This is a genomic window from Thermomonospora curvata DSM 43183, from assembly GCF_000024385.1.
GTDB lineage: Bacteria > Actinomycetota > Actinomycetes > Streptosporangiales > Streptosporangiaceae > Thermomonospora > Thermomonospora curvata.
Genome location: NC_013510.1, coordinates 3,747,673 through 3,759,820, shown reverse-complemented (window position 1 = coordinate 3,759,820; position 12,148 = coordinate 3,747,673). Strand labels below are relative to the sequence as shown.

The window sequence follows — 12,148 nt, the reverse complement described above, 5'->3', positions numbered from 1 at the left end:
TTATGGCTACCTAGAGTCGCAGATGCAATACTGAGCGTTGTGGGTCATTCACTTCTGCATCAGGTCCTCGTCTCTGATCTGGCCGTCCCCGTCGCCCTCGCCACCGACGCCGGGCACCGGTCGCTGACCGGCCCCGGCGTCCGGCTGGACGACGACACCTGGCTGCGGGCGGACCTGCTGGTCTGCCGGGAGGAGCAGGTCGGCGGGCGAGGACGCGTCGAGGGGACACCCCTGCTGGTGGCGGAGGTGGTCTCCCCGGCCTCGCGAAGTCGTGACCTGGGCGGCAAGAAGAACGCGTACCAGCGGTTCGGGGTCCCGCACTACTGGGTGGTGGACCCCACCGGGGACGAACTGGTGGTACACGTGCACGAGCTGATCGACGGCGTCTACGCGGAACGGGCCGCGGTCACCCCCGGAGACCACCATCTGATCGACGAGCCCTTCCGGCTGGATCTGGCGCCGGGATCGATCTTCGACCGGATATCCCGCTGGGCGGGTCGCTGGAGGGGGAACACCATGGAGCGAACCGGGCCGGACCTGCCGTCGTGCGAGGAACCGATCCTCGTCGACGCCTTCGGCCACCGCTGGCCGACCGGCGCCGAGAAAGTGGAGCTGGAGGACGGCTGCCCGATCTTCTACGGCGAGTGGGACGAGCGCGATGTGGCGATCGCCGAGCGCACCTACCCGGGCCGGGTCGTCCGGCTGGACCAGCCCCCGGGCGAGCCCGGCACGATCACCATCCTGCCCGGCCCGGAACCCGCTCCCTGAGAGCGTGTCGGCCCTACTTCAGCAGCGGCCAGGCGATGAAGGACGGCACCTGCAGGAACTCTCCCCGGTTGACCGCGATGGCGGCGCGCAGCAGGAAGTAGAAGAACAAGGCCGAATAGGCCAGCGGGAAGAGCGCCAGGGCGTCCATGAACTGGGCCAAAAGCAGGCCCACCACCCAGACGACGATCATTCCCAGCCCCATGTTCAGGGCTTGCGCCGCGTGCCGGCGGACGAACGGCGAGCCCCCCTTGGAGATCAGGGCCGCCAGGGGAGCGATCGCCGACACCTGAAGCTGACCCAGATAGGCCATCAGCGCCCACTTCTCCTCCTGCGGGGAGGCCGGGCCCATCACAGGGGCCGGCCCGCCGTAGGCGGGGGCGGGCAGCCCGTACTGGCCGGGCGGCGGCGCCGGCGGCGGGGGAAGGTACCGGCCGGGCGGCTGTTGCTGCCACGGCCCCTGCCGCCCCTGACCGGGCTGCGGACCCGGCATCGGCGGGGGAGGACCGTAAGCCATGGCGGATTCCTTTCCGACGGTTCACCGGCGAACCAGTGAACCTTTTCCAACACGCCGTCTGCGCAGGTCGAGGCTGGAGCGTCGCAGTCAGGGACGATGCCGTGACCTGGAACGCCGCGCCGGCGGGCGCCGCCTGGGCTCCCGTCCCCGGCGCCTTGGGCCGCGTGTTGAAAAAGGTTCCCTGACGAAGTCTATGAGTCTTCCGAAGGCCAAGAGGTTCGCGGATTCTTCCCACAGGCGGTCATGGCGGCACCCTCTTTACACCAAGTGCGGCACCCGGGGGTTCGGCGAGGTCAGCGACACCCCGGCGAAACGGCCGTCGTGCCGGGAGTGCTCATGACGTTCATAAAGGGTCAGCCCCAGCTCCGGAAGGCGCAGGCACCGGCCGCGCCGCACCACCGCATGGCCCAGGTCGAGCAGCAGCCGCAGCACGTCCTCGGCGGGCTCGTCCAGCAGGTCGATGCCGTCCAGCCGCAGCCGCAGCCGCGGATTGCCGCTCCAGCCCGGCGGGCGTTCGGCGTAGATCTCGCCCACCCGGTCCACCCCGTCCATCCGCCGCTCGGTGGAGACCGCCAGCAGGCCGCGGCCCACCCGCACGCTGCGGTGGTCGGTCCAGCCGCACAGGAAACGCGCCCGCGGCGGCGGGGTGCGGCACGCCCTGGCGACCTCCTCCAGCGCCGCCCAGGCGTCCTGGGCGCAGGTGTCGAACAGCAGGTCCGCCGAGGGCAGCAGCGCTCCGCGTCCCGGCTGCAGCGTGACCACGAACGGGCGGGCGCCGCCGGGGAAACGGGCCGGGTCGGGCTCGCGCAACGTCACCAGCCCTTCCCACAGGATCGGCTCGTCCACCCCCAGCCAGGTGATGTGCGCCTCGACGCCGAACAGCTCAAAGCACCGGTCGGCGACCGCCGTCTCCACGCGTTCCCGCAACGACTCGGCGACCTCGGCCAGATGCCGCCGCCACCAGGGAGGCTCTTCGCCGTGACGTCCACTGGTCTGCCAGTGCGCCCCGCCGCCGCCCAGCGGCACCCGCTGCTCGCTGCCGGCCCGGTCGAAAAGCACGTAATGCCAGCCGTCCGGCTCGCCGCGCAGCACCACCCGGACGGGCACCTGCCCGTAGGCCTGCGAGCCGGCTCCCCACATGTCCTCGCCCCCTACGAGTACCACGATGCGGGCCGGCCGGCCCGCCCCCTCAGCCGAACGTATCCGGTTCCCGCCAGATTAGGGCGGCCGGCCGCGTTCCGACCGCCGGGCGGCCGCGGCGGACCTGCTCCCGCACGGCACCGGCCCGGAACGATAGCGTCACACCCTGCATCCCGCGCGGCTTGGAGGCTCCCGTGACCCCTACCGATCAGCTCCTGCGCTCGCACAAGGAGCGGAAGGCCGTCGAGAACGCGATACGGGCGCTGTGGGCCGCCGCCCCGCCGGGGTGGCGGCGGCTGACCCTGGTCTTCCGGGCGACGGTCGGCATCGACAGCGCCTCGCTGGAGATGGTCTGCATGGACGGCACCGTCCGCCGCCTGGTCCCGCCCGGCCGGGCCGTGCGGCACATGGACGAGCTGCGCGCCGCCACCTATCGGGAGGACCGGGGCGCGTGGTTCACCGCGCGGCTGGAGGTCGAAAGGTCCGGGCGCTTCAACGTGGAGTTCGACTACGAGAACGAGCCGGACTTCAACCCTCCGCTCACCGCCTCCGCCTACCTGCTGGACCTGGCCCGTTTCCCCCGCTCGGAAGAGCACACCCCCGACTGGCTGAAGAACAAGCTCCGCGAGGCCGGCTGAGCGGCCAAGGCGGTCGGCGGCTGCGGGCAGACTTGGAGGGTGCCCGCGACCCTGCCCGATGGCGACCCCGTTCCCGCAGACGGCGCGCTGCCCGAAAGCGCCCTGGACGGACTGGGCGCCCGCCCGTTCGCCTGCTACGTGCACGTGCCGTTCTGCGTGACCCGCTGCGGTTACTGCGACTTCAACACCTACACCGCGGCCGAGCTGGGCCCCGGGGCGAGCCGCGACTCGTACGCCGATGCCGCGATCGCCGAGCTGCGCCTGGCCCGGCGGGTGCTGGGCCAGACCGACCTGCCGGTGCGCACGGTGTTCTTCGGGGGCGGCACGCCGACCCTGCTGCCGCCCGGCGAGCTGGGCCGGATCCTGGCCGCCATCGACGCGGAGTTCGGCCTGGCCCCCGGCGCCGAGGTCACCACCGAGGCCAACCCCGAATCGGTGGACGAGGGCTACCTGGAGCAGCTGCGCGCCGCCGGGTTCACCCGCATCTCCTACGGCATGCAAAGCGCCCGCCCGCACGTGCTGGCGGCGCTGGACCGCGTCCACACCCCCGGCCGCATCCCCCAGGTCGTCCGGTGGGCGCGGAAGGCGGGTTTCGAGCAGGTCAACCTCGACCTGATCTACGGGACGCCGGGGGAGAGCGCGGCGGACTGGCGGGCGTCCCTGCTGGCCGCGCTGGAGACCGAGCCCGACCACATCTCCGCCTACGCCCTCATCGTCGAAGAGGGCACCCGGCTGGCCGCGCGGGTGCGGCGCGGCGAACTGGCCGCCCCCGACGACGACGCGATGGCCGACCGGTACCTGATGGCCGAGGAGCTGCTGAGCGCCCACGGCCTGCACTGGTATGAGATCTCCAACTGGGCGCGCGGCCCGCACGCCGCCTGCCGGCACAACCTGCTGTACTGGACGGGCGCCGACTGGTGGGGGATCGGCCCCGGCGCACACAGCCACGTCGGCGGCACCCGCTGGTGGAACGTCAAGCATCCGGCCGCCTACGCCGCGCGGCTGGCCGGCGGGCGCAGCCCGGCGCACGCCCGCGAGGTCCTCACCGCCGCCGAACGCCGCCTCGAACGCATCATGCTGGAACTGCGGCTGGCCGAGGGGTGCCCCGCCGAGCTGCTGGAGGACGCGGCGGTGCGGCGGGCCATCGCCGACGGCCTGGTGGAGGAGGAGCCCTACTTCGGCCGGGGCCGCGCGGTGCTGACCCTGCGCGGCCGGCTGCTCGCCGACGCCGTCGTCCGAGACCTCACCTGACGAGGGCCCCGCCGGGTTCTTCGGCGCCGTTGCGGTTCCGGCGGCGGCCCTCCCACAGGCGGCTCAGGAGGGGTCGGGAGCGGTGACGAAGTCGATGAGCTCCTCCACGCGTCCCAGCAGCTGCGGCTCCAGATCGGCATAAGAGTTCACCGCGCCGAGGATCCGCCGCCAGGCCGCCCCCACGTCGGGAGGCCAGCCCAGCGCCGCCAGCACGCCCTCCTTCCAGGGCACGCCGGGCGGAACCTGCGGCCAGGCCCCGATGCGCAACGCGGCGGGCTTGACGGCCTGCCAGATGTCCACGAAGGGATGCCCGGTGACCAGCACGTACGGCGAGGACACCTGAGCGGCGATCCGGCTCTCCTTGGACCCTTCGACCAGGTGGTCCACCAGCACGCCCAGCCGCCGGCCCGGACCGGGGCCGAACTCGGCCACCACCGCCGGAAGGTCGTCGACGCCCTCCAGGTACTCCACCACGACCCCCTCCACGCGCAGGTCGTGGCCCCAGATCTTTTCCACCAGCTCCGCATCGTGCACGCCCTCGACGTAGATGCGGCTTTCGCGGGCCACGCGGGCGCGCAGACCGGGCACCGCGATCGACCCGGAGGCCGAGCGGAGCGGGCCCGCGGCGGGCCGGCGCGGCCGCACCAGCGTCACCGGCCTGCCCTCCAGCAGGAAGCCGGCCTCGGTGAGCGGAAAGACGCGGCGGTTGCCGAACCGGTCCTCCAGCGTCACCCCGTGCTTGTCGCAGGCCACCACGGCGCCGCAGAATCCGCTGTCGGCGTCCTCCACCACCAGGTCCCGCTCGGCCGCCACCCGGGGGATCGGCTTTTTACGGGACCACCGCCGGTGGTCGGCCAGCACATCATCGCCATAATCCTTGCTGCGCACGGACCGGACTCTAACGACGCGGCCGGTGCAGAGACTCCGGACGGCGCGTTCCCCCCGGCCGGTGGGCGTGGCGGCAAAGGATACCCTGCCGGGACCTCCGACCTCGCCCGAATCGCCGTAGACTTGGCACTCGGGGGGAAGGAGTGCCAGTATGCGGGCCGCAAGGAGGTGACCACGTGCTCGACGACCGCAAACTTGCGGTGCTCCGCGCCATCGTCGAGGACTACGTGTCCACCAACGAGCCGGTGGGCTCCAAGGCGCTGGCCGAACGGCATGCGCTGGGCGTCTCTCCGGCGACGATCCGTAACGACATGGCGGTGCTGGAGGAGCAGGGGTACATCACCCAGCCGCACACCAGCGCCGGCCGGGTGCCCACCGACAAGGGCTACCGGCTGTTCGTGGACCGGCTGTCGACGATCAAGCCGCTGTCGGCGGCCGAACGCCGCGCCATCGAGACCTTCCTCAACGGCGCCTACGACCTCGACGACGTGGTCAGCCGCACCGTCCGGCTGCTGGCCCAGCTCACCCGGCAGGTCGCGGTGGTGCAGTACCCCTCCCTGTCGCGCTCGTCGGTGCGCCATGTGGAGCTGGTGCCGGTCGCCGAGCGGCGGCTGCTGCTGGTGCTGATCACCAACACCGGGCGGGTCGAGCAGCGGGTGGTGGAGACCCCCGGCGCGGTCTGCGAGGAGTCGGTGTCGCGGCTGCGCACCCTGCTCAACAGCTGCCTGGACGGCTGCCTGCTGGCGGACGCGCCGACCGCGGTGGCCGACCTGCCCGAGCAGGTCGCCCCCGACGACCGGCAGGTGGCCGCCACCGTGCTGTCGGTGCTGCTGGAGACCTTGGTCGAAAAGCACGAGGAGAAGGTCGTCTTCGCCGGCACCGCCAATTTGGCCAACGTCGACTTCGCCCAGAGCCTGCGCGAGGTGCTGGAGGCCCTGGAAGAGCAAGTGGTGCTGATGCGGTTGCTCGGCGAGGTCGGGGATTCGTCTAGTCTGACGGTGCGGATCGGCAAGGAGAATCCGCACGAGAGTCTTCGGTCGACCTCCGTGGTCGCCGCCGGCTACGGCGTCGGCGACCGGCCCCTGGCGCGGCTGGGCGTGCTCGGGCCGACGCGGATGGACTACCCCAGCACGATGGGAGCGGTGCGGGCAGTGGCACGTTACGTCGGACAAGTCCTCGCGGGGTCGTAAGTGGCACGCGACTATTACGCGATCCTTGGGGTGCGCCGCGACGCGAGCCAGGACGAGATCAAGAAGGCCTACCGGCGGCTCGCGCGGGAACTCCACCCGGATGTCAATCCGGACCCGGAGACCCAGGAACGCTTCAAGGAGATCACCCAGGCCTACGAGGTGCTCTCCGACCCGAAGAAGCGGGAGATGTACGACCTGGGCGCGGACCCGTTCGCGCCCGGCGGCGGCGCCGGTGCCGGGTTCGGCGCGGCCGGTTTCCCGTTCAGCGACATCATGGACGCCTTCTTCGGCACGGCGACCTCGCGGGGCCCGCGCAGCCGGGCCCGGCGGGGCCGCAACGCCACGCTGCGGGTGGAGCTGGACCTGGCCGAGACCGCCTTCGGCACCACCCGCGAGCTGGCCATCGACACCGCCGTGGTGTGCAACGTGTGCTCGGGGGCCGGCACCGCCCCCGGCACCCACCCGGAGACCTGCGAGACCTGCCTGGGACGGGGCGAGGTGCAGCAGGTCACCCGCTCCTTCCTGGGCCAGGTGATGACGTCGCGGCCGTGCCCGCACTGCGGCGGCTACGGCAGCGTCATCCGCCAGCCCTGCCCCGAGTGCTCCGGCGACGGCCGGGTGCGCACCCGGCGCACCATCAAGGTGCGGATCCCGGCCGGGGTGGAGAGCGGCACCCACATTCAGCTCGCCGGGGAGGGCGAGGTCGGCCCGGGCGGCGGCCCGGCCGGCGACCTGTTCTTGGAGATCGTCGAACGCCCGCACCCGATCTTCGAGCGGGAGGGCGACGATCTGCACTGCACCGTGCAGATCCCGATGACGGCGGCGGCGCTGGGCACCCAGGTCGCCATCGAGACCCTGGACGGCACCGAGGAGGTCGACATCCGCCCCGGCACCCAGTCCGGGCAGGTGATCCGGCTGCACGGGCGGGGCGTCCGCCACCTCAACGAGTCCGGCCGCGGCGATCTGCTGATCCACGTCAACGTGGAGACGCCCACCAATTTGGACGAAGAGCAGGAAGAACTGCTGCGGCGGCTGGCCAAGCTGCGCGGCGAGGAGCGGCCTCCCGGCAAGTTCGCCCCCGGCCAGCAGGGGTTCTTCTCCCGGGTGCGGGCCGTCTTCAACGGCCACTAGCGGTCGCGTGGACCGGCGAGTGACCGTGGAGGGCCGTCATGCCCGGCGTGCGCCGGGCATGACGCAGACAGGTGACGCGACCGCGCTCCCAGCCGCCTCCCCGCTGACGCGGAGGCGGGTGTGAGCCCGCCCGTCTTCCTCATCGACTCCACCGCGCTGCGCGAGGACCGGGTGGTCCTGGAGGGCCCGGAGGGACGGCACGCCGTCACCGTGCGCCGGCTGCGGCCCGGGGAGCGCGTGGATCTGACCGACGGGGACGGCCTGCTGGCCGAGTGCGTGGTCGCCGCGGTGGCCGGCAAGGACCGGCTGGTGCTGGAGGTGCTGGCGCGGCACCGCCACCAGCCGCCCAGCCCCCGATTGGTGGTCGTCCAGGCCCTGCCCAAGGGGGAGCGGGGCGAGCTGGCGGTGGAGACCATGACCGAGGCCGGGGTGGACGAGATCGTGCCGTGGCAGGCGGCCCGGTGCGTCACCCGGTGGCGGCCCGACCGGATGGACAAGGCGCTCGGCCGGTGGCGCACCACCGCCCGGGAGGCCGCCAAGCAGTCCCGCCGCAGCCGGCTGCCGCAGATCCCGCCGCTGGCCACCACCGAGCAGGTGGCCGCCCGCCTGGCCGGGGCCGCCCGCGCGATCGTGCTGCACGAGGCGGCCACCGTGCCGCTGCGCGCTGTGGACCTGCCCTCCGAGGGCGAGATCATCGCCGTGGTCGGCCCCGAGGGCGGCATCACCGACGAGGAACTGGCGTGCTTCGCCGAGGCCGGCGCCGTCGCGGTGCGGCTGGGGCCGACCGTGCTGCGCACCTCCACCGCCGGCGTGGCCGCCGCCGCGATCCTGCTCAGCGCCACCGGCCGCTGGTGAGGCCCGCCGGGGGGCCTCAGCGGGCCGCCTGCGGCCCCGGACGGTCAGGGCTCCTCGGTCGTCTCCGGCTCGTCGGTGGGCGTGGGCGTGGGCGGCTCCTCAGACGGGGTCGACGGCGGCTCCTCGGGAGGCGTGGGCGTCGTCTCCTCCGGTTCGGGAGCGGTCGGTGACGGGCTCTCCTGGGGGCACTGCGGAGGCGTGTGCTGCGGGTCGCCGGGAGCGGGCCGCAGGGACGCCTCATCGGTCGGCCGCCCGGCGGGCGGGCACGTGGGCGACGGGGAGACCCCGGGCGTCTGGGACACCGGGGAGTCGGCGGAGGCGGGGGGCAGCGAGTGCCCTTGTCCGGGCGGGTGCGGGGCCTGGCCGGGCAGGTGCGCCGCGCCCTGGCCGGCCGCCGCCGCCGAGGGCGTGCCGCTGTCTTCGGCCGGGCCGTGCCGTCCGGCCGAGGAGATGCGCTCGATGGTCTGCGGGGCCGACACGCCCACGGCCACGACCAGCACGGTGACGGCCACCGCCAGCAGGGGGCGGCTCCAGCCGCCCGGCAGCCAGAACGGGGGCGCCCACCCCTGCAGCCTCGACAGCCGCCTGCGGGAGCGCTGCTCGATGCCGGCGCGGATGCGCTCCAGTCCATCCGGAGCGGGCTCGACCCTGGCCGCCTCCGCGTGCAGCGCACGGCGCAGGATCTCGCCGTACTTGTCGTCGGGGTCGGTGGTCATGACAGTTGCTCCAGAACGTTGCGAAGGGCGGCCATGCCGCGCGCCGTGTGGCTTTTGACGGCGCCGCGGCTGATCCCCATCGCGCGGGCGATCTCCGCTTCGGACAAATCGGCGTAGTAGCGCAACACGAGAGCCTCGCGCTGCCGGGCCGGCAGCCGGGCCAGGGCGTCGATCACCGCGCTGCGCTCCAGCTCGTTGATGGCGCCCAGTTCCGCGCTCGGAGCGTCGGGCAGGCCCTTGGGCGCGTACTTCTCCACCACGGCGCGGTGCCGCAGCACCGACCGCGAGCGGTTCACCACCGCCTGACGCAGGTACGACAGGGCCTTGTCCGGATCGCGCAGCCGCCGCCAGCCGGCGTGCATGGCGATGAACGCCTCCTGGACGACCTCCTCGGCGGTGGCCACATCGCGCACCAGCATGGCGGCCAGCCGCACCAGCGGACGGTAGTTGGTCGCATACAGCGCGGTCACGGCTTGGTCGGCATCCCAGGCGACGGCCATCGCCCCCGCCGCGCCCCTGGCCACGAGGGTCTCGGTCACGTCAGTGGGACGCGTGCCCTCGTTGTCCGGTTTACGAAAGGGCATCTTCTGTCTTGCCTCGGTCACCTAATCCGCCGCCTCTGCCATCCCCTGGCCGTCCAGATGAGCGGTCGCCACCCGGTGCGGCAGGGGGATTTGCGAACCCGGTCCGTCACGGACGCGGTGCGGGGGACGCCTACGATCCGGGGGGTTCGTCGCCTTGCAACCTTAACCAGCCCGGCGTGTTCGCGCTTGCGGATCGGGCAGGCTGATGATCATTGCTTGCGCGAGACGGGCGGAGGGAGGGCGGCCGCCCGGCGGGCCGGATATTTCCTAGTTAATTACTTGGAAATACCCTCTGTGTCAGGGCTGAACAGGCCGGATGAGATCGGTAATATGCGCAGCGGCCGAACGGCCCACAGGGTCGTGGCATCCGGCAAGCCAGTAGGGAGCCTTTCATTGTCCACCTCGGACTGCCTGTTCTGCAAGATCGTCTCCGGGGAGGTCCCGGCCAAGATCGTCCGGGAGGGTGAGCGCACCATCGCCTTCCGGGACATCAACCCGCAGGCCCCCACCCACGTCCTGGTCATCCCGCGCGAGCACTACGCCAACGCCGCCGAGCTGGCCTCGGCCGACGCCGACCTGACGGCGGAGGTGGTGCGGGAGGCCCACCAGGTGGCCGTGGCGGAGGGCATCGCCGAGAGCGGATACCGCCTGGTGTTCAACACCGGGCCGCAGGCCGGCCAGACCGTCTTCCATGTGCACCTGCACGTTCTGGGCGGGCGTGGCCTGAACTGGCCGCCCGGCTGATCCGCCGCCCGGCCGTCCTTGCGGCGACCTGCCGATGAGGACCGGTGGGAACCGGTGAGAAATGGCCGAGCGCTCCGTCGGCACCCCCCAGTAAGATGGAGGCAGGCAGAGCACCGGACCACAAACACTGAAGAGAGCAGGTCGAAAAGGCCGTAAGGCCGGCTGATGGTGGAAATCACTCATGCGGGCAGCCGCGACCGCGCCCGCGGCTCGCACTCCCAAGTCAAGATCGTGGTGCCGGAAGACCACTCCATGGTGAGCCTGCTCGGTTCCCGGGACGAGCTGCTGCACGTCATCGAGCGTGCCTTCCACAGCGACATCCACGTCCGGGGCAACGAGATCACCGTGACCGGTCCGGCGGACGAGGGCGAGCTGGTCTCCCGGTTGTTCTCCGAACTGATCGCGCTGCTCACCAGCGGCGCCCAACTCACCCCCGACGCGGTGGAGCACAGTTTGGCGATGCTGCGGGCGGAGACCGGCGAAAGCCCCGCCGAAGTCCTCACCCTGGACATCCTGTCCGGACGCGGCCGTACGATCCGGCCCAAGACCCTCAACCAGAAGCGCTACGTCGACGCCATCGACAAGCACACGATCGTCTTCGGCATCGGCCCGGCCGGCACCGGCAAGACGTACCTGGCCATGGCCAAGGCGGTCAGGGCGCTGCAGGACAAGAAGGTCAACCGGATCATCTTGACCCGTCCGGCGGTGGAGGCCGGGGAGCGGCTGGGCTTCCTGCCCGGCACCCTGTACGAGAAGATCGACCCGTACCTGCGGCCGCTGTACGACGCGCTGCACGACATGGTCGATCCCGACTCCATCCCCCGGCTGATGAACGCCGGCACCATCGAGGTGGCGCCGCTGGCCTACATGCGCGGGCGCACCCTCAACGACTCGTTCATCATCTTGGACGAGGCCCAGAACACCTCGCCGGAGCAGATGAAGATGTTCCTGACCCGCCTGGGCTTCGGCTCCAAGGTCGTGGTCACCGGCGACGTCACCCAGGTGGACCTGCCCAGCGGCCAGCGCAGCGGCCTGGAGGTCGTCCAGGAGATCCTCGAGGGCATCGACGACATCCACTTCTGCAGGCTGACCAGCCGCGACGTGGTGCGCCACAAGCTGGTCACCCGCATCGTGGAGGCCTACGACCGGTTCGACAGCCAAGCCTCCGAAGGCTCCGGCCGGGCCAACGGCGGTCCTCGCAAGCGGCGGTAAACGCGATGAGCATCGAGGTTCTCAACGAGTCCGGCGTCGAGGTCGACGAGCAGGCGCTGGTCCGCCTGGCCCGGCACGTGCTGGACGAGCTGCGCGTCCACCCGCTGGCGGAGCTGTCGCTGCTGCTGGTGGACGAGGAGGCGATGAGCGAGCTGCACGTCAAGTGGATGGGCGAGCCGGGCCCCACGGACGTGCTGGCCTTCCCGATGGACGAGCTGCGCCCCGGACACCGGCCGGGCGGCGGCGAGGAGGAGGATCCCGACCCGGCGCTGCTGGGCGATGTGGTGCTGTGCCCGGCGGTGGCCGAGCGCCAGGGCGCCGAGGCCGGCCACGGCACCCAGGCCGAGCTGGAGCTGCTGTGCACCCACGGCATCTTGCACCTGCTCGGCTACGACCACGCCGACCCCGAGGAGCACAAGGAGATGTTCGGCTTGCAGGAGCGGCTGCTGAACTCCTGGCGGAACGGACGCTCCTGAGCGAGGCGATGGAGGAGCCGAAGGGGTGCGGCACCGCCGCG

General features: G+C 72.1%; 14 protein-coding genes. 9 read left to right on the top strand and 5 right to left on the bottom strand.

The genetic code is table 11. The features are described from left to right. Positions 1 to 39 precede the first annotated feature (39 nt). Positions 40 to 768: a Uma2 family endonuclease gene (locus TCUR_RS25060; RefSeq protein ID WP_012853582.1), complete on the top strand. Its 729-nt coding sequence runs from the start codon at positions 40 to 42 to the stop codon at positions 766 to 768. A gap of 13 nt (positions 769 to 781) precedes the next feature. Here the strand turns inward: TCUR_RS25060 and TCUR_RS16055 are convergent, their stop codons facing one another. Continuing rightward, positions 782 to 1,282: a DUF4870 domain-containing protein gene (locus TCUR_RS16055; protein ID WP_012853581.1), complete on the bottom strand. Its 501-nt coding sequence runs from the start codon at positions 1,280 to 1,282 to the stop codon at positions 782 to 784. A gap of 258 nt (positions 1,283 to 1,540) precedes the next feature. Next, on the bottom strand, positions 1,541 to 2,446 hold the full coding sequence (locus TCUR_RS16050; protein ID WP_245536876.1) for a hypothetical protein: 906 nt from the start codon (positions 2,444 to 2,446) through the stop codon (positions 1,541 to 1,543). Positions 2,447 to 2,616: 170 nt separating this feature from the next. Between TCUR_RS16050 and TCUR_RS16045 the strand changes: the two genes are divergently transcribed. Together TCUR_RS16045 and hemW are read left to right on the top strand one after the other, a co-directional pair. Further along, entirely contained in the window at positions 2,617 to 3,060 is a 444-nt protein-coding gene (locus tag TCUR_RS16045) for an antitoxin YezG family protein (RefSeq protein WP_012853579.1), read from the top strand. 39 nt (positions 3,061 to 3,099) lie between these two features. Further along, positions 3,100 to 4,311: a radical SAM family heme chaperone HemW gene (gene hemW, locus TCUR_RS16040; protein ID WP_012853578.1), complete on the top strand. Its 1,212-nt coding sequence runs from the start codon at positions 3,100 to 3,102 to the stop codon at positions 4,309 to 4,311. 63 nt (positions 4,312 to 4,374) lie between these two features. Here hemW and TCUR_RS16035 read toward each other — a convergent pair whose 3' ends face one another. Beyond that, positions 4,375 to 5,199, bottom strand: coding sequence for a DUF3097 domain-containing protein (locus tag TCUR_RS16035; RefSeq protein WP_012853577.1), 825 nt, complete (start codon positions 5,197 to 5,199; stop codon positions 4,375 to 4,377). Positions 5,200 to 5,375: 176 nt separating this feature from the next. Between TCUR_RS16035 and hrcA the strand changes: the two genes are divergently transcribed. The 3 genes from hrcA to TCUR_RS16020 all read left to right on the top strand — a co-directional run bounded on the left by hrcA (position 5,376) and on the right by TCUR_RS16020 (position 8,375). Then, on the top strand, positions 5,376 to 6,389 hold the full coding sequence (gene hrcA / locus TCUR_RS16030) for a heat-inducible transcriptional repressor HrcA (RefSeq protein WP_012853576.1): 1,014 nt from the start codon (positions 5,376 to 5,378) through the stop codon (positions 6,387 to 6,389). Further along, entirely contained in the window at positions 6,390 to 7,520 is a 1,131-nt protein-coding gene (dnaJ, locus tag TCUR_RS16025; protein ID WP_012853575.1) for a molecular chaperone DnaJ, read from the top strand. A gap of 120 nt (positions 7,521 to 7,640) precedes the next feature. Next, a complete protein-coding gene (locus TCUR_RS16020) occupies positions 7,641 to 8,375 on the top strand; it encodes a 16S rRNA (uracil(1498)-N(3))-methyltransferase (protein WP_012853574.1) in 735 nt (244 codons plus the stop codon). 44 nt (positions 8,376 to 8,419) lie between these two features. On the opposite strand, the gene TCUR_RS16015 is transcribed toward TCUR_RS16020, so the two are convergent. After that, positions 8,420 to 9,091, bottom strand: a complete 672-nt coding sequence (locus TCUR_RS16015; protein ID WP_012853573.1) for a hypothetical protein — start codon at positions 9,089 to 9,091, stop codon at positions 8,420 to 8,422. After that, positions 9,088 to 9,591, bottom strand: a complete 504-nt coding sequence (locus TCUR_RS16010) for a SigE family RNA polymerase sigma factor (protein ID WP_041442040.1) — start codon at positions 9,589 to 9,591, stop codon at positions 9,088 to 9,090. Before TCUR_RS16010 ends, TCUR_RS16015 begins: the two co-directional genes overlap by 4 nt. Before the next feature lie 477 nt (positions 9,592 to 10,068). On the opposite strand from TCUR_RS16010, the gene TCUR_RS16005 reads away from it, so the two are divergent. The 3 genes from TCUR_RS16005 to ybeY all read left to right on the top strand — a co-directional run bounded on the left by TCUR_RS16005 (position 10,069) and on the right by ybeY (position 12,107). Beyond that, complete coding sequence (locus tag TCUR_RS16005) at positions 10,069 to 10,419, top strand: histidine triad nucleotide-binding protein (protein WP_012853571.1); 351 nt, start codon at positions 10,069 to 10,071, stop codon at positions 10,417 to 10,419. Positions 10,420 to 10,584: 165 nt separating this feature from the next. Beyond that, on the top strand, positions 10,585 to 11,631 hold the full coding sequence (locus TCUR_RS16000; protein WP_012853570.1) for a PhoH family protein: 1,047 nt from the start codon (positions 10,585 to 10,587) through the stop codon (positions 11,629 to 11,631). Positions 11,632 to 11,636: 5 nt separating this feature from the next. Further along, positions 11,637 to 12,107: an rRNA maturation RNase YbeY gene (gene ybeY / locus TCUR_RS15995; RefSeq protein WP_012853569.1), complete on the top strand. Its 471-nt coding sequence runs from the start codon at positions 11,637 to 11,639 to the stop codon at positions 12,105 to 12,107. Positions 12,108 to 12,148: the final 41 nt, after the last annotated feature.

What these genes read in the sequence shown, in the direction of transcription:
- TCUR_RS16055 (WP_012853581.1), bottom strand. Translation starts at nt 1,282, where the DNA reads ATGGCTTACGGTCCTCCCCCGCCGATGCCGGGTCCGCAGCCCGGTCAG.
- TCUR_RS16015 (WP_012853573.1), bottom strand. Translation starts at nt 9,091, where the DNA reads ATGACCACCGACCCCGACGACAAGTACGGCGAGATCCTGCGCCGTGCG.
- TCUR_RS16010 (WP_041442040.1), bottom strand. Translation starts at nt 9,591, where the DNA reads ATGGCCGTCGCCTGGGATGCCGACCAAGCCGTGACCGCGCTGTATGCG.
- TCUR_RS16000 (WP_012853570.1), top strand. Translation starts at nt 10,585, where the DNA reads ATGGTGGAAATCACTCATGCGGGCAGCCGCGACCGCGCCCGCGGCTCG.
- ybeY (WP_012853569.1), top strand. Translation starts at nt 11,637, where the DNA reads ATGAGCATCGAGGTTCTCAACGAGTCCGGCGTCGAGGTCGACGAGCAG.